Origin of the sequence: Xanthocytophaga agilis (assembly GCF_030068605.1) — a bacterium.
Classification (GTDB): domain Bacteria; phylum Bacteroidota; class Bacteroidia; order Cytophagales; family 172606-1; genus Xanthocytophaga; species Xanthocytophaga agilis.
In genome coordinates this window covers 114,324-134,489 of sequence record NZ_JASJOU010000011.1, presented here as the reverse complement: position 1 = coordinate 134,489, position 20,166 = coordinate 114,324, and the positions used below count along the sequence as shown (strand labels likewise).

The following is a 20,166-nucleotide window of genomic DNA, read 5'->3' as shown; positions in this document are numbered from 1 at the left end:
TTATATGGCTGATCGTATGCAAAAAATCTGCTGTAGCTTACTTGTTGGATGATACAGCGGATTGAGAGGATAGCTGTGGTTGTATTTTGGTGCCATCGGTAAGGGTTGCTACTCCATCAGATACAATGGTATCACCTACTTTCAGACCTTCCTCTACCACGTAGGCATCAGCCGTTGTTAATGAGTTTACATGAATCTCTACACTTTTCACTGTCTGGTCTGGCTGTAACACATACACAAACCGTTTTCCCTGAATTTCATAAGTAGCTTTCTGTGGAATCATAATTGCATTTTCCAGTACAGTTGGAATGCGGATAGTAGCACTGCTGCCACTGCGTAACATGCGTGTAGGGTTTTCAAAACCTGCACGTACATTGGCCGATCCGGTTTCTGTGTTGATCAAGCCACTGACAGTTTCAATTCTCCCACTTTGTGGATAGGTAGTTCCATCTGACAGAATCAGCGACACCACAGGCATATTTTTGAGTTTTTGCTCAAATGTCTCTCCGGGGGTATTGCGAAAAAATGACAACTCCCATTTCTCATTGATGGAGAAATAGGCATAGACTTTTGAAATGTTGGCAACCATTGTAAGCGGCTGACTGGTAGAGCTGTTTACATAGCTTCCTATTTTGTACGGAATAGTGCCTACTACACCACTTACCGGACTTACCACACGGGTATATCCCTGATTGGTTCTGGCTGTTGCTAATGTAGCTTTAGCCTGAGCCAATAGGGCTTTCTGGGTTTTTAGTGTATTTTCCGCAGTTTCCAGCTGAAGTGGACTCACAATTTCCCGTTGTACAAGAGGTTTGGTTTTGTCATACTGAAGTTGGGCTGTATTTACCTGGGCTTCTGCACTGAGCACGGCTGCCTCTGCATTGTGTACATCCTGTGCATATTGTGGATTACTAATCGTAAAGAGCAACTGAGATCTCTGTACAGTAGCTCCTTCGTCAATATAGATTTTCTCAATATACCCATCTATTTTGGGGCGGATCTCAATGTCTTCCGTACCCTTGATGGTAGCTGGAAAGTCAGTATGTAACTGGGCGGTTTGGGGTACCAGTTTTAGGACCGGATAGGCAGATACCTGATTACTGGCTCCCTGTTGACTCTTCTGCTCTCCGGAACAGGCAGATAAAAGAATGCTTCCTGAAATTACACTTAAAAGTATATTTCGTATTTTATTATCGTTGTTTACACTGAATAGCATATTGTTTTGTAATGGATTGATAGAAGGAACTGTTTGTGTCAGTTTGATTGGCATAGAAAACTGTACTATTGCCAGATTTTATCAGGAAAAGAGTGTGTTTTCTGATGGTATAAAATCTTTATTTCTGACAGAACAAAGGTACTGATGAGGGAGGGGAGGATTAAATGAATCTTGCTGAGTCCCGATTTAGGCTAGCTAAATGCCTTTTTTTGCAGACCGAATACTTATACAACAATGAGAGTAGTAATTTCTGTAGATAGGTTTTATACTAATTAGATCCACCAGGCAACCTGCCTTCTAAAATTGGATTGTAACTATAGGTATATATCTTCTGGAAATGTACAGATAATGAGAGGGTATTGATTGCCAGAAAGCAATTTTATTAGCTGATATACTACATAAATTATAAGGTGTGTAAAATGGATACCTTACAGAAACGACATATTATTCAGGAATTAAAAGTGGAATTCGGACAATGAAATTGCTCTCTGATTCACCTACCCATACTTTGCGTTCACTTAGCAATTCGTAACGGTTGATGATGTTTTGCAGGCCTACTCCAGTGGAAGTTTCTGTAAGGGGACGGGGACGGAGATTGTTTCTTACTACCAAATCATTCTGATCAACCTCTATATAGACCTGAAGTGGAGTCTCCTCTGACATCTGATTGTGCTTGACTGCATTTTCTACCAATAACTGCAGCGTTAGTGGAGCAATGGCATAATGTGTCAGGTAAGCAGGTGGAACAGCAAAAGTGACTTTGAATTTTTCTTCAAAGCGGATTTTTAACAGAAAGACATAAGATTCGATGAAGTCGATTTCTGTTTTTAGCAGGACCTGTTCTTTGTCTTTTTGTTCCAGGATATAGCGATAGGCTTTAGAAAGCTGATCAATAAACTTTTCGGAAAGATCGGCACTGACATATACCAGTGAGGAGAGAATACTCAAGCTATTGAATAAGAAATGTGGATTGACCTGATTTTTAAGTGCTTCAAACTGGGACTGAACGTTTTCTTTTTCCAGTCGCTCTGCTTTAAGCGAGATCTCTTCCATCTGAAGGGTAGTTTTTCGGTTGGCAATCAGATAAAAACCCGCCAGCATCAGCATCAGGAAAAATCCATTGCTGGATCGCTTAAAAAACAGAGAGGTTTCTTCTGAACCCTGAAGAGGGAAAGGAATAAACGAATTATATGTAAACCACCAGCGTAATAGTTTGTCAATTCCCCCTACACAACTGCGGTATACAGCTATAAATGCAATGGATTGCAAAAGGCAGATGAATACAGTAATCACCAGTGCGGGTATGTTAAATCCCGACAAAAAATCTTGTCCAAAGGTTTTAAACAGGTGTTCGAGAATCCATTCGGAAACGCTGATCCAGAAAAAATAAACCAGAAATATGGCTATTCCTTCTGTAATAAGAAATGGCAATAGCGGACGGATTGATTGCCAGGTTTGACCAAGCAATGGTACTAGTAAATAGAGAAATATAGGATAATACAGCAACAGAACTGTCAGTGCCAGTTGCCCTTTTTGCTGTATAGTTAGACGATGAAGCATAAGTTGGCCAGAAATTTGACTGAAACCACGGTATCTCTGGTTTTCAATATATGAGCAATGTTAACATACCACTGTCCTCTCTCTCTGAATACCTTGCATAGGATGTGTATGTTCTGATTCTCAAATCTCCGATTTTTTGGTGTACTTCTGAAAAAATAATGTGCGAATGACTGATTTGGGCTGCTGAGTCGGAATAAATAACTACTGCTGGTTAAAATGTGTTTTAAATTTACGCATTTTAACCAGCAGTAGTTATTTATAAGTAAGACATAAGGACTCAATATCCTTTCTTGATCCTAAGTAAACAGAGCAATTGGTAAGAGTGCTTATTGAAAGTCCTGTACCTTCTTGCCATTCCGCCAGACACTTTGAATAGATTGAGTATTTTTGATATTTCCGGAAGGATCTTTATCCAGTACGATGAAATTCGCTTTTTTTCCTTGAGCTAACGTACCCATTTGTGTATTTACTTTTAGAAAAGTAGCTGAATTCTGAGTCGCTATGGTAATAGCTTGTAGAGGAGTTAAACCTGCCTGAACCAGCAAACCCATTTCAAAATGTTCGGAAAATCCCTGCGGTCGGATAGGGTTGGCTCCGGAATCTGTACCTAATGCAATCATAATTCCTGCATTATATATTTTTTTGACATTGATAAGAGCTGTTTTGAATGCGGCAATATTTTTCTGGTAGTTAGGAGCATTTGCGGTTTTATCCTGATATTCTTTGCTGGTAATCATTTCATAGACACCAGGCTCAAGTGCATTTTTAAAGAATGGATCATTTATCCATTCTGGTTGGCCTCCATAGCTAAATGCAAACTCATCTAGTGAAAGGGTGGGGATGTAGATTATGCCTTTCTTTTTCATCTCTGTCAATAGTGCATCATCTACTTCTTTATCCCGAATACTATGTGCTATAACATCAAGTCCGGCTGCTACGAGTTTCTTTGCATCTTCGAGATAGTAGAGGTGAGCTGCCACCCGGATGTTGTGTTTATGTGCTTCCCGAATAATGGCTTCATAGATAGCAGGTTCCATTTTGGTAGAACGTCCACCCAGATCATCTACCCATATTTTTATTATATCTGGTTTTAAGGATGCCAGCTTTTGCATTATGGCAGGAACTTCATCTGCTGATTGGGGACGGAGTACGTCATCCATACCATAATCTACAGGAGGTGCACCATTGGCTACACCAAACCCATACCCTGCTGTATAAATAGTGGCACCTTTCAACAATCCATTGCGTGAAGAATCTCGTAAACTCCAGATCGCTGCATGATCTGATCCCAGTGATAAGATGGCACTAACACCATACTTTTCATACTGAACCAGTTGTCGCTCTATATTTTCATGGGTAAAGTTCTCGCGCTTGGTTGTGGTTCCCTTCAGATTTCCAAGGTGCCCATGAGAGTTGATAATCATAGGCATAATACTCTTGCCTGTCATATCAATAATTGTTGCACCTTTGGGGGTTGCACCTCTGGCATTTGTAATGGATACAATTTTATCTGCTTTTATTTCCACATTTTGATTGGTATGTGGTTTATTACCTGTACCATCTATAACAGTCACATTCTTTAAAACGGTTGTTTGTCCTAAGGCTGTAAGTGACAGAATACCACTTATCAGAAAAGAGAGCCAAATAGGTTTACAGAATAATTTCATGAAGTAAAAGTGGTTAAAGTGATTCAATAAATGTTACCATCTTTTCACGTATAGTTTGATCTGGTAACTTTCCCTGACCTGCCTGCATATTATCTGCTGCATGGGCAGGTTTTCGTGTAGCAGGAATGATACAGGTTACAGCAGGATGAGAAGCTATAAATTTTAAGAAAAATTGTGTCCAGGAATGAATATCATAGTCTTTAGCCCATTCTGGAAGCGCTTTACCTCGTACCATTGTAAACAAAGCACCTTCCCCGAGTGGGCGATTTATTAATGTGGCCACTCCTTTATCGGCTGCTGCAGCTAACAATCTTTTCTCTGCATTTCGCGAAGTAATGGAATAATTGAACTGAACAAAATCTATTTTTTCAGTCATTATAACTTTCTCCAGTTCTGAATGCATGGAATCGGTATAATGTGTAATGCCCAGATAGCGGATTTTTCCCTGTTCTTTCCAATCTCTCAAAGTGGTCAGGTGAGTTTTCCAATCAGTCAGATTGTGAATTTGCATCAGATCCATTTGCTTACGCTGCATCTTTTTTAATGAACTCTCCATTTGTTGTATACCTTCCTCCTTGCCTGTAGTCCATACCTTGGTTGCATAAAAGAAGTCTTCATTCAATTTTGAAGACTGAGTCAGATTGCCTACTACCTCTTCTGCTCGTCCATACATAGGTGAGCTATCAATAAGAGCCCCTTTTGTTGTTTGAACCACTGCTTGTAAGACTTGTTCTAATGGTGTATGCTCTGCAGGACGTGTCACATCAAAAGTAGACCAGGTGCCTAATCCAATTATAGGCAATGTTTCACCTGTAGAAGGGATGTTTCGAAGTATCATACAGTTATGTATTTCGTAAAAATGATGGTAAAGTAATAAAAAAAGCAGACCCATGAGTCTGCTTTTGTGTAATTGAATCCTATTAGTATCTATAACGACGATACCTTCGGTGATGATACCTTCTATGCGTGGAGCCTGAAGAAGCTATCCAAAGAAGTAGCAATGAACCACAGATAGAAAGGAATATGCTTTGTAATGTAAATCCATTAATACCGCCCCATCCCAGTAGTGTACTTACAAATCCGCCAAGTATAGCACCCGCGACACCTAATACAATCGTCAACAACCAATTATTTGATTGGTTTCCGGGCATAATAAGCTTTGCTAACGCGCCAGCTATGAGCCCCAGAATAATCCATGCAAATATGCTCATAATGGTATTTATTTAATTGTAACATAGTTATACTAGCCATCTAAAATCTCTATCTAAACAGATAATCACTTATATAGCTATATCAACATAAAGAAACTAATATGCCTGTGTATTTGTAACTTTTTGCTATTCAGTGAATTAATTGTGTTTTTCATCTAAAGAGTGAAAGAAATAAGACAGACTATTGATGCTTTTATTAGAATAGTACAGCTGTCAGAGATTAGTGATAGAAGGATTTAGCAGTAGCTTGGTTATTTTATTTTGTGGAATCTGTTGGACAACTTGTTGGTTCTTCCAGACATACCAGTTGTTCTGGTAATGCAAACCGGAACAAGAAAATGGAGATTGTTATCCGACCAATATCCGTAAATAATAATGTCTAATTTTGGGCAAAGTATATTGCTTGTTATGAAACATCTAAAAAGTGATAAAGAAAAAATAATGGAATTTTTGCTGTCCGGACATTTGGACAGTATTGAGTTAGGAATTCAGATCGCAGAATCGCTGCATGTTGATCTGAAGGATGTGGCAGAGGATATGGATATTCTTTTTAACTGGTTATCCAAACATACACGCCTGACATTTAAACACAAGCTGCTGAAAATACATTCTGTTGAAGTTATAGATTTGTCTGGTAAAAATCTGAAAGTTATACCCAGTCAGATTAAATATCTGACTAATGTGAAAAAGCTCCTGTTGTCAGACAATTCTATTCATAAAATACCCAACGAGATTGGCAATCTGACCAAGTTGACAGAGTTAAAAGTTGATAACAATCATCTAACTGTATTGCCTGCCGAAATAGGCTTGCTTACTCAGCTCACCCTATTGGATGTAAGGGAGAATCACCTCCAGTTAGTACCACCACAAATAGGAAATCTGATCAAACTTAAACAACTGCTTCTGGATGTAAACCAACTGACAGAACTACCTATTGAGATCGGGAAACTAGAGGCGTTGTCTCATTTATCTGTCCGTGCAAATCAGTTGGCTCAGCTACCAGTAGAGATAAAAGATCTCAAGAAGCTTACGCAACTGGATGTTGGAGAGAACCTATTACAGGAGTTTCCCGAATCACTTATACGGTTGCAGAAGTTAATAGTCCTGATTCTCGATACCAATCCACTGAAAAAGCTTCCAGACAAGATTGGTATTTTGAAGAAACTCACTTATCTCAATATGAGTCATACTCAATTACAGTCAATCCCATCACAAATCGGGACATTAATGCAATTAAACAAACTTTATCTGGCAGGGAACCAACTAGCTCGACTACCTTCTGAGATAGGTCAGCTGGATAAGTTACAGGTATTGGGTTTGTGGGATAATCCATTATCAAAAGATGAAAAAATAAATATCCAAAGTTGGTTGCCTTTTTGTGAAGTGAAGTATGGCATTGAGAGCTTTAAATAAATAATTTATTCAGGTTTCACAATCTGACCTTCATAGAACTTATTGTGTTTGTCTTCGGCATCTGCGTCTCCTACACCGTGTGGATAGGCTTTAAAGCTGGCTGCATCCACCCCTTTGATAATCTTACCATTATAAAATACTTTCTTTCCATCTGTTGCATATCCGAGTTCTAAAATCTGAAAATGGGAGGGATCTGCTCCTTGAAGTAGTATATTTGTCCAGAATATAGCTGTAGTATCTTTGGCATAATAATCATCCAGCAAATGAAACGTTGAAGCATCTGCTCCCTTGATGGGTTTTGTCTGGTAATAAACTGTAGACTTGTCTTTGGAAAATTCACTGTTTAGTTTCTGAAAGCTACCGGGATCAGAACCTATAATACGTTCTGTTTTGTAAAAAGCAGAGATTTTATCTTTGGAATACCATTGTTCAATTCGGGTAAAAGATGCCATATCACAATCCAGTATGTGTATGTCATACTCTCCTTCATCATGTACACCATAGTAATAAATATGATTTTTGTCTTTGGCAAAATCATAATCAAGAACTTCAAAGCTTTCTCCATTACTTTTTGCAACCGGATTACAACGATAATAGGCATGTATGCGATCTTTGGAGAAATTGCTGTTTAGTGCAGAGAAAGAATCTGGATCTGTTATATCAAAGGGTTTGCCTTCATAATAAGCTCGTTTCTTGTCTTTAGCATACCCATATTCCAGAACAGCAAAACTGACTGGGTCTGCTGATGAGAGACGTTGAATATAAATAGAACTGGTTGTGAAGTATGTTTGACTATCACGTGTTTTGGTGCAATAAAAAACATTTTTCTTGTCTTTGGCATAATTTTCATCTAATGCCTGAAATGTAGGACCGTCACTGTCAGAGATTTCTCTTTCTCTGAAATATCCCTGAACAGAGTCTTTGGCAAATGCATCATTCAATACCACAAAGCCATGCATGGTTGAAGTATCAATCTCTTTGCCATTGTATGTCACCTTTCCATCTTTCTCTTTGTAGCCAGACCCACATCGGAATAGTGATAATAGGGATAGGGGAAACAGGAAAAACTTTAGTACCCGGAAAAATGTGCGGAACATGATATGAATGTATTTGTCTTGAATGACAGTGTTTTATATTGTTTTGTTAGTGTTGGAAAAAAATAAAAGTGAACAGGTTACTGCCCACTTTTACCAAATAGATAGGAATTGACTGATTTTTGAATTCCTGAATTTATGTGGATTTATACAAATTCCCATGCACTTTGATAGGCATCAATGCCTTCAGCATAGGAAATAAAGTCACCATAAAACGGAAACTGAGCCAGTGTAGCACTATCGCCAATCACAATCAGTTTTTTACGTGCTCGTGTCATGGCTACGTTCATCCGGCGAATATCTGATAAGAAGCCGATTTCTCCCTTTTCATTACTACGAGTCATACTGATGTACACAATGTCTCGTTCCTGTCCCTGAAAACTATCCACTGTATTGACTGCAATACGGGGCATATAGGGTTCCAGGTCAGGAGAATGATCCAGTAAATCTTTAATGATATTGACTTGCTGCTTATAGGGAGAAATAATGGCAATAGATGGAAATGTATCGAGTGTATAATGACTCTGGAGCTCCGTAACAAGTTGGGTCAGGTGTTTGATCAACAGAGAGGCTTCTTCCGGGTTGGTTGTGCTGGTACCATCAAGTTTCTCATCAAATCCGCATCCTGCTGTATCAATAAAAGCTACTGGCTTGTCTGTGGTATGCAACAGATGATTGGCTACTGAACTATGAGCCTGTAGTCTGTTCTGATAAAACACACGGGAAGAATATCCCATAATGTGTTCATGCATACGGTATTGTTCTGTAAGCAGACTTACAGCTTCCGGATGCAGGGCCACACATTTTTCGAGAAGAGTATGATTGAATCCACGTTGAGCTGCTTCAATTGATTTAATGGTAGGAGGCAGCTGACAATGATCTCCTGCCAGAATAACCTTCTGGGCTTTCAGAATAGGTATCCAGCAGGCAGGTTCCAGTGCTTGTCCGGCTTCATCGATAATAGCTGTATGAAACTTCATATCAGCAATTGTATAATGATTAGCTCCTACCAGGGTAGCTGTGATAACCTGAGCCTTATTAGTGATATCTTCAATGATATATTGTTCTGTTTTGCCAATCTCTTTCAGGATCTTATGGGCTTCATCAAATAATAGCTTTCGTTGCTCCCGCTCTTCACGACCAAAGTTGCGTTTGTATTTATGAGCCATGTTTTTATATTCCTGAGCCTGTTTTTTGAGCTTTTTAGCTTCTTTCATCAGGTCATGTTCAGCCATTTTATGATCCAATGTTAGTGACATAAGTCTCTCACTAACCCGTGCCGGATTACCGATACGTACTACATTCAGACCTTCCTGTGAAAGCTTGTCACTTAGCAGATCTACAGCTGCATTGCTGGGTGCACATACCAGTATTTTATTGCCTTCTTGTTTGATCAGGGCTTTAATTGCCTGTACCAATGTGGTGGTCTTTCCAGTTCCGGGAGGACCATGTACAATGGCCAGATCGTTTGCTGTAAGTATCTTCTCAACAGCTGTATTCTGGGATACGTTAAGACGGGGATGATTGAAAGGAATAGGCTCTGCTTTAAAGGTAGGTTTTTTACTACCTGTCAGAATTTGAACCAGAGTACCATCTTTTGTTTCAGCTAGCGTTGTAGCTTGTTTTAGAGCTGCCTGCATTTCATCATAGCTGTTATCATCAAAGAGTACATCTACTCCCAACTTACCATCTTTTGACCATTCAGGTAGTTCATCAGTACGTAAAGTAATTTTCAGACGATTGTTGCCTACATAGGAAATGGTCCCTTCTGCCCGGTCATTTTTTTGATCATGATTACTGAATAAGGCAGCTGGGATACCTGTCCGAAACTGATGTGAGATATCCTGATTGGTGGGGCGTTCTACTTCTACCATTATATAGTCACCTCTGCTGATTTCAGTTCCTTTAATGGCAATGGGATACCATGTGAGTCCGTTAGCTCTGCGTTCGGTGACAGATGACTGTTCGGTAAGTCTTTGATATTGAAGTTTATCTTCTTCGCGTTCGATGGAAAGGAGTTCCTGTAGTTTTTTGAAATAATCCATACTGCAAAGGTACAGTATTATTGAAGTTGAAAAAAACACTGATAGAAATCAGTATATCTGCCTATACTTTTATTTTACTTATAAGAGAGGAATCTGTAAGCTTGCATCCCGAAAGTATGTGAGTGGATCTGTAAGGCGATAATACCTGTCTGGAAAATCTCAACTACTGTCTTAAAAATATAACCTGAATTATGTCTGAAGCTACAAGCAAGCCGCCTGTTAGTAATCCTACTCCTGTAAAAGAAGAAAAAATATTTCTGGAAGGTCCCCGTTCCCGATGGGAAGAGTTGATCTTCTCATTTAAAGTTCTGCTGGAATTTATCCGGGGTTTTCGAGTCCTGCATTTTGTTGGGCCTTGTGTGGCTGTTTTTGGTTCGGCACGTGTAGCTGAGGGATCACCTTATTATGCTCTGGCACGTCGGATGGGAGCTGAGGTCAGCAAGCTGGGATTTACCATAATGACAGGTGGTGGACCCGGTATTATGCAGGCAGCAAACCGGGGTGCTAAAGATGTAGGTGGTTTTTCTATTGGCTGTAATATCATTTTACCTAAAGAGCAACAACCCAATCCGTACCTGGACCGATGGTTTGAGTGTAGATATTTCTTTGTACGTAAGGTGTTAATGTTTAAATATTCTCAGGCATTTGTAATTATGCCGGGAGGTATTGGTACTATGGATGAGTTTTTTGAAGCCTTGACGTTGATTCAGACCCGAAAAATTCTGGATTTTCCTGTTGTGGTGATGGGAAAGGATTACTGGCAACCTGTACACCAGATGATGGAAACTATGCTGGCTTCCCATATGATTGATGCTGCTGATCTAAACCTGATGCTGTTTACAGATTCTGTAGAAGAAGCGGTTGCTCACATTCAAAAACATGCATTGGAGAAATACCAGACCAAACGTCGGATGACATTCAAACGCTTCCGGATATTAGGCGAAAAGTAAGAATTATGCGTCTGCTGTCTGGCAACAATTCCTTTGCAAACAACGTATTCTGTCAGGAATCTTTTGTCTATCGTTTTTTTCTTACCTTTGCGGCAAAAGTTATTATCTATTCAAAACCTATTATATGGCACAAATATCTGATATTTCCAGAGGTACATTTATCCGTTATAATAATGAGTTAGTGCAGGTGGTAGAATATGAACACCGTACACCGGGCAACCTGCGGGCTTTTTATCAGGTAAAAATGCGGAATGTGCGTACTGGAAAACTAGTTGAAAACCGTTTCCGCCCAAGTGAGGAGTGCGAAATTGTTCGTGTAGAAACCCGTGATTATCAATATCTATATCGTGATGGTGAAAATCTGGTATTTATGGATAACGAAACATACGATCAGATTTACGTTCCTGAAGCTACCGTAGGTGACAATGCAGATTTATTAAAAGAGAGTATGGTGGTAAAAATCAGTATGGATGCTGATACACCTGTATCTGTAGAATTACCGACCAGCATTGAAGTAGAAGTAACCTATACCGAACCAGGTATTCAAGGGGATACAGCTACCAAAACACTGAAGCCTGCTACCATTGAAACAGGTGCTATCGTATCTGTGCCTTTGTTTGTAAACATTGGTGATAAAATCAAAGTTGACACTCGGACACGTGAATATATGTCACGTGTAAAGTAATCAACTTCTATAGCATTGAAAAGAGCAGCCTAGAGATCATATTCAGGCTGCTCTTTCGTTTTACAATAGTTGCATCAGATCCTGATGGCAGTGTACTTCATAGGTTGGGGAATATTGATGTGACACCCGGCCATGATTATAAAATACATGGTCCATCTCTGCATTTTTGGCTCCTCCTACATCCGCCAGTAAATTATCTCCAATCATCAGGCAATCGGGATCATTGGCATTCACCAACTGACGGGCAAAGTCAAAGATCTGACGATTAGGCTTTTGGCAGCCTGCCCGTTCGGCGGTTACTACTTCTTCAAAATAATGAGAAATGCCAGAACATTCCATCTTTATCGATTGAACATCCATGAAACCGTTGGTGATGATATGCAATTCATATCTGCCTTTCAGATGATTCAGTAGATCTTTTGTATACGGCATAAGATGTGGCTTGCGGGGACAAATAGCCAGATAATCTGTTTGCATAGCTTCTGTATCAGGCAACTGAGTAATACCAAGTCCTTCAAATACTAGCGGAAAGCGTCTTTGCCGAAGTTGTTGCTGATTTATTTCTCCGGCACTGTACTGATCCCAGAGTGCATAATTTACCTGATGAAATTGTTCAATGAATGCATCTTCTGTAATTCCTAAGGCCGATTGCAAGGCATGCTGAATAAAGATCTCATGCAATGCTTCCGTAGAGTTGCGCTTAGAATCCCACAATGTATCATCCAGGTCAAAGAAAAGATGTTTATAGCGCATAACTGGTTAATAGTTTGAGAGAGAATGCTGATGTACCACATGAGTTGTGTCTGGATTTTCCACACATAACTCATGATAAACGAAATACTGTTGTTCTCCAGATACAAAGGTAGGAAAAAAGCAGGTATTGGCTACTTTTGTAGTATCCATAAAACTAACCTTATATCTATGATTCTGACTGTATTGGGATGTGGAGATGCTTTTGCCAGTGGGGGACAACTAAATACGTGTTTTCATTTGCAACACAACCATGTACAGGTGTTGCTGGATTGTGGAGCAACCTCTCTGGTAGGCATGCGCCGGGAGGGAGTGCTTTCAACCGAAATTGATTATATTATTCTGACACATTTTCATGGAGATCATTTTGGCGGAGTGCCTTTTATCCTCCTGGATGCTCTGGTTAATAAACGTACCAAACCCTTGACTATTATTAGTCCGCCGGGAGGCAAACAACGTATTGCTCAGCTAACAGAGTGTCTTTATTCGGGCATTTTCCAGCAGATCGCCTCTACTTTTTTCATCATATACAAAGAATTTGGAGGGGATATTGTAACAGAACACTTTACCTTAATTGCTACACCTGTGATACACTCTCCAGACTCATTGCCTCATGCTGTACGTTTGCAATGGGATAATAAGGTAGTTAGTTTTTCAGGAGACACGGAATGGACAGATGCTTTGTTGCCTGTATCAGATAATGCTGATTTATTTATCTGTGAATGTAATTATTTCGATAAAGAAGGCCCTGCACACATTAGTTACCATCAATTGGTACCACAGTTACCACGATTAAATGCCCATAAAATTGTATTAACACATCTGGGCGAAAGTATGCTGACACAAAAAGCCTCCTTGCAGTTACTTTGTCTGGAAGACGGAATGAAGGTTGAGATTAACTAATAACGTAACCAGTATATAGTAATTTAATACAGGCTTGCAAATAATTGTAAGCCTGTATTAATATGTATGCAATCCGAAGATATATTTCCATGAAAAAATAAAACCCATTCGTATAACCTTTGTTGTTACATATATTTATAGAATAAGCACTTGTAGCAAAACCCCTCTTTTTAATAGCTGAAATTCCCGGTTTGGTCTATTCCACCCCTTGATCCTTCATAATTTTCGTTCATTTGAAGTGAGTAACCTATATACGTACACCTTTTAAAGCTAACTTCTTATGAACTTATTTTCCAGAGTACTTCTATTCGGAGGAGTACTATTTATGTCTTTGGCTTGTTCCAAGTCGGATTCTACTCTAACTAGCGTGCAGTTCTCAGAAACAACTAAAACTGTTGACGAAAGTGCAGGAACCATATCTGTAACCCTATCTTTGGGCTCAGCCGCTACACAAGATTTGACCCTAGCTTTTTCTATTGGTGGTACTGCTGTAAAAAATGGAGATTACATTTTAAATACGACCACAGATTCCACATTGACTATTGCCAAAGGTAGTACCTCAGCAACAATTAGTTTGCAAATAATAGATGATGAAGCCATTGAGGATGATAAAACAATTGAATTGACACTTATATCAGTAAGTTCTTCAGGTACACTGGGAAGTGCATCTGCCTCTCTTACCAGTACAATTACTATTCAGGATAATAATAGTGCCCCAGATGATTCATTCCAGGCAGATTTACTATGGGATGCCGGCACTCTTGTAAATCTGGACTTTGCGATTTTAAATAATGTCGTTATTGCAAACAATAGCATTGATTCATATGACGTATATGATTTAAGTGAATATACAACTGGTTTTGAAAGTGTAAAACTTCCTTCTTCCGCAGCCGATGGTGAGTATTATCTGGCGCCTATATATGAGTCAGGATCAAGATCTGTAACCTATACCTGTATTGTAAATGGTTTTGACTTTAGCAATACAACTGCCTTCTCCGAATCATTTACAACTGCTGATGTAGGATACTTCTATGTGTATGGGCCTTTTACCAAATCTGGCAGCACTATCAGCAGAACCGATAAAACAGGCAAAGTGAAACTGAGTAAAGCTGTCTATAATAAGACTCCATTTGCTAAAGTAGCGAAGTAATTATATGCACTTTGAATAGAAGTACCTTATCATATGGTTACATGACCATACGATAAGGTACTTTTGTTTTATCTTGAGAAAAATAAATTCTTTGATACTTCTATCTCATAGAAATGGAACCAAATACATCCGAACGTCTATATATAACTCTGCTACTTTTTGTTAAGGGTGGGAAAGAAAATGTATTTCTTGAGTATGAAGCTGCTGTTTTACCAATACTCCCTAAATATAATGGCATGTTGCATTATCGTATCAGGCCTGAGCAAACGGCTTACATACAACCTAAAGAGGATGTACCTTATGAAATACATCTAGTATCTTTTGCTTCCGATACTGACTTTGATAACTATCGCCAAGATCCGGAACGCCAGCAATATACTCCTCTATTTCAGGAATCGGTGGAAAAAATAGTGCTTGTTAAAGGCCATATAATGAGTTAATTGAAGCATTTTGAATTTGTTGGACACATAAAGATATCTGGTAAGATCAGCCATTATATTGTGTGCTCTTTTACCAAAAACGTTACTATTCATTTCATTAACCTTGATTAACATTATTTCCATATCCATTAACCTATCTCTTGTAACCAGTATCCTACTTTTGAAAGCACACAAAACGCTTTCAAACTATGAAACAACTTATTTGTATGGGTATACTTTGCTGGATGGCACAGGCTGCTCTTGCTCAGAAAATCACCGTCAAAGGAAATATCTCAGACACCACAGGCAAATCACTCGAATTTGCCACTATTATGTTGATGCAGCCTACAGACTCTTCCCTGGTATCCTTTACACGAAGTGAAGAAAATGGGAGTTTTGAACTGAAAAGTGTACCTGCCGGAAGTTATCTTTTCAAAGTGACATTTATTGGTCTGAAGCCTTATATCCGGCAAATCGCAGTGGATGGTACGAGTGACATGGATCTGGGGTCAATCCGGATGCGACCTGTCAGTAATGAACTGGATGAAGTGACCATAAAAGGAGAGAGAACACCTGTGACTATCAAAAAAGATACTATTGAGTACAATGCAGGGTCGTTTAAGACCAAACCCAATGGCACAGTGGAAGACATGATTAAAAAAATGCCCGGTATAGAAGTGCAAAGTGATGGAACTGTCAAAGCTCAGGGTGAGACAGTGAAACGGGTCACTGTCAATGGGAAGGAGTTTTTTGGGCGTGATCCTAAAATTGCTACCCGTAACCTGCCAGCTGATGCTATAGACAAAGTGCAGGTATATGATAAGAAATCCGATCAGGCAAGTTTTTCGGGTATTGATGATGGACAACGGGAGAAGACTATTAACCTGGAACTGAAAGACAAGGACAAAAAACTCAACTTTGGGACCTTTATGGCTGGAGGTGGTACTACTCAGAGATTTGAAACTAAGGCCAACTATAATTATTTTGATAAGAAGGCTCAGTTTTCGTTTCTGGGAATGGGGAACAATACAAACCAGCAAGGCTTCTCCATGGACGATTATCTCAACTTTACAGGAGCTGCTCAGCGAATGGCATCGGGAGGGACAGTACGGATTGAGGTAAACTCTGACAATACGGATGGAGTACCTCTTTCGTTTGGAAATAATGTCTATGGGGTTATGAAAAACTGGGCCAGTGGGATTAATTTCAACAATCAACCTTCTAAAAAGACAGAACTCAATGGAAGCTATTTCTTTAATCTGCTCAATCACACCTTCGAACAGAGCCTTACCCGCCAGAATTTTTATCCGGGTTCAACCTTTACATCCTTGCAGAAAAACAACCAGAATAATGACAATACCAACCACCGCCTGAACCTGACTCTTGAACACAAGTTTGATTCTGTAAACTCGCTGAAATGGACATCCTATGCAAGCTATAATCAGACTACCAGTCGTGTAAACAGCCAGAGTCAGACTTTTAAGGAATCGGATTCACTGCAAAATGAAAGCAACCGTATCAACTATCGGAATGGAGATGCATTGAATCTGAATACCAATCTGTTATTGCGCCATCGCTTTCGTAAGAAAGGAAGAACTATCTCCGGCAATCTGAACCTGTTACATACCGGAAGCAATAGTACAGGTGATTTGCAGGCGCAGAATACATTCTATGGGGATACTACACAGCTGTTTTCTATCCATCAAACTAATGACCAGACCAGCCAGACAACCAATTATGGTGTGAACTTCTCCTATACAGAACCTATTGCCCGACGCAAATACCTGGAAGTCAATTATACCTATCAGAAAAAGCAAAATGCTGTCAATCGTAAGGTATATGATATTGAAAATGAGAACGAAGCACTGAATACTTTACTGAGTAATCATTTTAAAAGTGATTTTACGTACAATCGTATCGGGATGAACTTCCGGGTAAACCAGAAGAAATACAGCTTCGCTATCGGACTTAACGGACAACAGTCTGTACTCAATGGACAGTTGCTTTCCAGAGATACTTCCATTAATCGTACATTCCAGAATCTGTTACCAGTAGCCCGTCTGAATTATGATTTTTCGACAAGTCGTCATCTTTCTTTTGGGTATGAAACCGATGTACAGGAACCTTCTCTTACTCAGTTACAACCTGTCATTGATAATTCTGATCCGCTTAATATTTCTATGGGTAATCCGAGATTACGTCCGGAGTATTCGCATCGCTGGCGGGCAAACTATATAGCCTTTAACCCGGCTAACTTTTCCAGCTTTTTCTCAATGGCAAATATTGTTTATACAACCAATAAGATTGTCTATGCCCAGAGCATTGATGCAAATCTGGTAAGAACAGTGATGCCTGTGAACACAAAGGAGTACCTAAGTGCAATGGCTGATGCTTCTTTTGGCTTTAGAATTAAACCCATCAATAGCAGGATCAATCTCGGTACTTCCATGACATACAACAAAGGCGTGAATGTGTTGAATGACCAGCAAAGTGGAGTAGAACAGTATACACAGGGTGGGAATATTTTTTATGACTACCGTTTTAAAGAAATCTTTGATCTTTCTCTGGGTGCCAATGTGAGCTACCAGCAGACTAAGTATGAATTTAACAAAGACCAAAATCAGGCTTTCCTGAATGAAACCTACACTGCTGAGGCTAATGCGACCTTGTTAAAGAACTTTCAGCTGAATACAACATTGAACTATTATATATATCATAGTTTAACCAATGCCTTTAATCAGCAGGTCCCTGTATGGAATGTATCACTTTCCCGATTATTTTTGAAGAACAAACGGGGTGAACTAAAAATCTCCTGTATAAACCTGCTGGATCGTTCATTGGGCGTAAATCAACGATCTTCGGTTAACTATCTGGAACAGGAACGCATTAGTTCGCTAGGTAGATATTTTATGCTAAGCTTTACGTACTCTTTAAACAAGGCCTTCAACCCTACAGCCGGAGGGCGCGGTATGATGCGGATACGGAGGGGATAGATGACAGGAAAATAACATGAGTCATCCCGAATTTGGGATGTGATTTTTACCAGCGTCTATTCTTTTGAAAAGAGTATAGGCGTTGGTTAATTTTTAAGCAATCTCTTTAGCTGGCTTATTGTCACTTTCATCACTCTTCCACTGACCTCTTCATTTTTTGCTTACCTTTTCCCAAATTGGTTTATAGTCTCTTACATCACTCTTCCTACCACCTGTTACTTTTTTTGCTTGCCCAAAAAAGTAACCAAAAAAGGACACTTTTCTCCGATCCTTCCCCCCGCAGGCCAAAGGTCAACCTCGCGGAGAAAAGATTTCCTACACACCTACACCACCACTCGCGATTTAAGGTATTGCAACTCTCTTTGTAACTCCTTTGCTTCTCTTTTTCTAAAGGCTATTCTTTTCCTCAATATTCGGGATGACTCATGTTGTTATTGCAAATGCTAAAGAACATTGAGAGGTGTCTCATAAAATGGTATATAGATTGTAAGGTTAGAAATAGGATAGGTATTACAGAAAAAAATATAAATTTCTGATTTAATGAATCAGTAGCCTATAAACAGTATAATAAAGCATCATCAACTTTTACCATTGTGGCTATCAAGTATATAAACCTATCTATTGATATAAAAGTAACAGCAAAATAAAATCACAGATACCTACCTGTTTATAGTTTACTCTGATACTTTTTTGGTTCACAGTTTCTCTCTCCTATAGGAGAGAGAAACTGTGAACCAAAAAACGAAAAAATAGTGAGTGCACTAAAAACGAACTAAAAAATAAGCTAAAAAACGTTGAGTATTTTATTGATTAATAGCTTGTTGTGTAACTTCTTGCGAGAGGCTAAGTAAGCCAAAAATGAACCAGAAGTGAGCTGAAAATACCGTTTTTTTAGCTTATTTTTTAGTTCATTGTATGCACTAAAAAGAGCTAAAAAATAGTATGTAAAATACAGTTTTTACTGGCTGTAGTACAAGGTTTTTCTTTGATTAATACAAACCTTCAAAAGGTGGAATTTCGCTAAAATAATAATCTTACGGTTTGTTCTATGCAAAAACTTTTTTGTAATGAAATCTGTCCACCAGCAATCTTGGAGTGAGTTCACAGTAAACTATTTCTTATCAAGATAACGTAATGGATAAGCTTTTGATCCATTCATGTATAGATTTATATGTATTAATCTGCCTGAACGAAAGTATACTCAATCAGTGGGTTTGACTACAACTATGCACAATGCTGATTTTTTACCTATAAAATAGTATGGGTATACTATAGGCTTACAAACAAAAAAGCAGCGAATTACGCTGCTTTGTATTAATTCAGATGTAACAGGTTTGTTAATTCCGGAAGATACGGACATTGCCCCCCTGTTGTTCCATTTCCCGCATACGGTCATCCTGCATCTTCCGGAATTCATTTTCGGTGATTGGCTTTCCTTTGACAGGTGCTTTCACGAGTTCATCTTTTGTGAGTTTTCGTAATTCTATTTTAGTTGCAGTAGCAAGCATTTCACCATTGTTGGAATCCAGTTCCAGAATCAGACCGGGTAAGCCTGAATATCCATCCGGACCTGATGACAGATAAATGTTTTCCGCATACCAGGCTGTAAGGTTACGTTTACGTTCAGCATTGTAATAGGTAGCTTTTTTGCAGGTGATACCCTGGATTTGTTTGGTCTGATCGCTTAGTTGCCAGGGTATGTTCTTAAGAGTATCTGAGATAAGATATTGTTTGCCCAGAAATTCGCGTTGAGTAATCTTCTGATGGCTTTTTTGATTGGTATATATTTCTACTAGAGGGCGATTAATCTTGATTCTCATGCCTCCATTGTTTTCTTCTTCCTCTTCATTATCTTCTTCAAGGGTTTTGTAAAGTGATTCCTGACCTGTAAACAGAAGCTGATTTTTAAATACAGGTGGTGGTGGCATATTGGCAGGTGCCTGTCCTGGAGGAAGCATGATTTTAACAGTGACGGCATAGGTAATAACACCCTCCTGGTTCTGCCCAAAGCTGGTTAGAGTGATCCCAAGAGTAATCAGAAGAAATAGCTTTTTCATAGTGGACTTGTTTTGTTTGGACAAAGCTATTCTGCTTGTAGTACAAGTATGGT

The 20,166-nt window shown here is 39.1% G+C and carries 16 protein-coding genes; 7 read left to right on the top strand and 9 right to left on the bottom strand.

Features of this window, described 5'->3' with window-relative positions:
* Positions 1–37 precede the first annotated feature (37 nt).
* The 5 genes from QNI22_RS26650 to QNI22_RS26630 all read right to left on the bottom strand — a co-directional run bounded on the left by QNI22_RS26650 (position 38) and on the right by QNI22_RS26630 (position 5,654).
* A complete protein-coding gene (locus QNI22_RS26650; RefSeq protein WP_314515426.1) occupies positions 38–1,270 on the bottom strand; it encodes an efflux RND transporter periplasmic adaptor subunit in 1,233 nt (410 codons plus the stop codon).
* A gap of 390 nt (positions 1,271–1,660) precedes the next feature.
* Positions 1,661–2,776 carry a sensor histidine kinase gene (locus tag QNI22_RS26645; RefSeq protein ID WP_314515423.1) on the bottom strand — a complete coding sequence of 372 codons (1,116 nt, stop codon included), beginning with the start codon at positions 2,774–2,776 and terminating at the stop codon, positions 1,661–1,663.
* 326 nt (positions 2,777–3,102) lie between these two features.
* Positions 3,103–4,443, bottom strand: a complete 1,341-nt coding sequence (locus QNI22_RS26640) for an amidohydrolase family protein (protein ID WP_314515421.1) — start codon at positions 4,441–4,443, stop codon at positions 3,103–3,105.
* A gap of 13 nt (positions 4,444–4,456) precedes the next feature.
* Positions 4,457–5,281, bottom strand: coding sequence for an aldo/keto reductase (locus QNI22_RS26635; protein WP_314515419.1), 825 nt, complete (start codon positions 5,279–5,281; stop codon positions 4,457–4,459).
* A gap of 82 nt (positions 5,282–5,363) precedes the next feature.
* Positions 5,364–5,654, bottom strand: a complete 291-nt coding sequence (locus tag QNI22_RS26630) for a GlsB/YeaQ/YmgE family stress response membrane protein (RefSeq protein WP_313974665.1) — start codon at positions 5,652–5,654, stop codon at positions 5,364–5,366.
* A 408-nt stretch (positions 5,655–6,062) separates the two neighbouring features.
* On the opposite strand from QNI22_RS26630, the gene QNI22_RS26625 reads away from it, so the two are divergent.
* The gene (locus QNI22_RS26625) at positions 6,063–7,067 is read left to right on the top strand and encodes a leucine-rich repeat domain-containing protein (protein ID WP_314515416.1); all 1,005 of its coding nucleotides are present in this window, start codon (positions 6,063–6,065) and stop codon (positions 7,065–7,067) included.
* A gap of 5 nt (positions 7,068–7,072) precedes the next feature.
* Here the strand turns inward: QNI22_RS26625 and QNI22_RS26620 are convergent, their stop codons facing one another.
* Positions 7,073–8,164 carry a DKNYY domain-containing protein gene (locus tag QNI22_RS26620; RefSeq protein ID WP_314515413.1) on the bottom strand — a complete coding sequence of 364 codons (1,092 nt, stop codon included), beginning with the start codon at positions 8,162–8,164 and terminating at the stop codon, positions 7,073–7,075.
* Positions 8,165–8,307: 143 nt separating this feature from the next.
* Positions 8,308–10,206, bottom strand: coding sequence for an AAA domain-containing protein (locus tag QNI22_RS26615; RefSeq protein ID WP_314515410.1), 1,899 nt, complete (start codon positions 10,204–10,206; stop codon positions 8,308–8,310).
* 191 nt (positions 10,207–10,397) lie between these two features.
* Here QNI22_RS26615 and QNI22_RS26610 point away from each other — a divergent pair, with 191 nt between their 5' ends.
* Complete coding sequence (locus QNI22_RS26610; RefSeq protein ID WP_314515407.1) at positions 10,398–11,156, top strand: LOG family protein; 759 nt, start codon at positions 10,398–10,400, stop codon at positions 11,154–11,156.
* A gap of 124 nt (positions 11,157–11,280) precedes the next feature.
* Entirely contained in the window at positions 11,281–11,841 is a 561-nt protein-coding gene (efp, locus tag QNI22_RS26605) for an elongation factor P (RefSeq protein WP_314515404.1), read from the top strand.
* A 60-nt stretch (positions 11,842–11,901) separates the two neighbouring features.
* Here efp and QNI22_RS26600 read toward each other — a convergent pair whose 3' ends face one another.
* Positions 11,902–12,594 carry a YjjG family noncanonical pyrimidine nucleotidase gene (locus QNI22_RS26600; protein WP_313974652.1) on the bottom strand — a complete coding sequence of 231 codons (693 nt, stop codon included), beginning with the start codon at positions 12,592–12,594 and terminating at the stop codon, positions 11,902–11,904.
* 168 nt (positions 12,595–12,762) lie between these two features.
* On the opposite strand from QNI22_RS26600, the gene QNI22_RS26595 reads away from it, so the two are divergent.
* The 4 genes from QNI22_RS26595 (at position 12,763) to QNI22_RS26580 (ending at position 18,056) form a co-directional block, all read left to right on the top strand.
* A complete protein-coding gene (locus tag QNI22_RS26595) occupies positions 12,763–13,494 on the top strand; it encodes an MBL fold metallo-hydrolase (protein WP_314515401.1) in 732 nt (243 codons plus the stop codon).
* 280 nt (positions 13,495–13,774) lie between these two features.
* Positions 13,775–14,644: a Calx-beta domain-containing protein gene (locus QNI22_RS26590; RefSeq protein WP_314515398.1), complete on the top strand. Its 870-nt coding sequence runs from the start codon at positions 13,775–13,777 to the stop codon at positions 14,642–14,644.
* A 113-nt stretch (positions 14,645–14,757) separates the two neighbouring features.
* The gene (locus tag QNI22_RS26585) at positions 14,758–15,084 is read left to right on the top strand and encodes a DUF1330 domain-containing protein (RefSeq protein WP_314515396.1); all 327 of its coding nucleotides are present in this window, start codon (positions 14,758–14,760) and stop codon (positions 15,082–15,084) included.
* 188 nt (positions 15,085–15,272) lie between these two features.
* On the top strand, positions 15,273–18,056 hold the full coding sequence (locus QNI22_RS26580) for an outer membrane beta-barrel protein (RefSeq protein ID WP_314515394.1): 2,784 nt from the start codon (positions 15,273–15,275) through the stop codon (positions 18,054–18,056).
* Positions 18,057–19,393: 1,337 nt separating this feature from the next.
* On the opposite strand, the gene QNI22_RS26575 is transcribed toward QNI22_RS26580, so the two are convergent.
* Positions 19,394–20,113: a GLPGLI family protein gene (locus QNI22_RS26575; protein WP_314515392.1), complete on the bottom strand. Its 720-nt coding sequence runs from the start codon at positions 20,111–20,113 to the stop codon at positions 19,394–19,396.
* Positions 20,114–20,166 lie beyond the last annotated feature (53 nt).

Coding starts and splice junctions, on each gene's coding strand:
- QNI22_RS26645 (WP_314515423.1), bottom strand. CDS start 2,776: ATGCTTCATCGTCTAACTATACAGCAAAAAGGGCAACTGGCACTGACA.
- QNI22_RS26595 (WP_314515401.1), top strand. CDS start 12,763: ATGATTCTGACTGTATTGGGATGTGGAGATGCTTTTGCCAGTGGGGGA.
- QNI22_RS26640 (WP_314515421.1), bottom strand. CDS start 4,443: ATGAAATTATTCTGTAAACCTATTTGGCTCTCTTTTCTGATAAGTGGT.
- QNI22_RS26610 (WP_314515407.1), top strand. CDS start 10,398: ATGTCTGAAGCTACAAGCAAGCCGCCTGTTAGTAATCCTACTCCTGTA.
- QNI22_RS26650 (WP_314515426.1), bottom strand. CDS start 1,270: ATGCCAATCAAACTGACACAAACAGTTCCTTCTATCAATCCATTACAA.
- QNI22_RS26585 (WP_314515396.1), top strand. CDS start 14,758: ATGGAACCAAATACATCCGAACGTCTATATATAACTCTGCTACTTTTT.
- QNI22_RS26575 (WP_314515392.1), bottom strand. CDS start 20,113: ATGAAAAAGCTATTTCTTCTGATTACTCTTGGGATCACTCTAACCAGC.
- QNI22_RS26580 (WP_314515394.1), top strand. CDS start 15,273: ATGAAACAACTTATTTGTATGGGTATACTTTGCTGGATGGCACAGGCT.
- QNI22_RS26590 (WP_314515398.1), top strand. CDS start 13,775: ATGAACTTATTTTCCAGAGTACTTCTATTCGGAGGAGTACTATTTATG.
- QNI22_RS26600 (WP_313974652.1), bottom strand. CDS start 12,594: ATGCGCTATAAACATCTTTTCTTTGACCTGGATGATACATTGTGGGAT.
- QNI22_RS26620 (WP_314515413.1), bottom strand. CDS start 8,164: ATGTTCCGCACATTTTTCCGGGTACTAAAGTTTTTCCTGTTTCCCCTA.
- QNI22_RS26635 (WP_314515419.1), bottom strand. CDS start 5,281: ATGATACTTCGAAACATCCCTTCTACAGGTGAAACATTGCCTATAATT.
- QNI22_RS26625 (WP_314515416.1), top strand. CDS start 6,063: ATGAAACATCTAAAAAGTGATAAAGAAAAAATAATGGAATTTTTGCTG.
- efp (WP_314515404.1), top strand. CDS start 11,281: ATGGCACAAATATCTGATATTTCCAGAGGTACATTTATCCGTTATAAT.
- QNI22_RS26630 (WP_313974665.1), bottom strand. CDS start 5,654: ATGAGCATATTTGCATGGATTATTCTGGGGCTCATAGCTGGCGCGTTA.
- QNI22_RS26615 (WP_314515410.1), bottom strand. CDS start 10,206: ATGGATTATTTCAAAAAACTACAGGAACTCCTTTCCATCGAACGCGAA.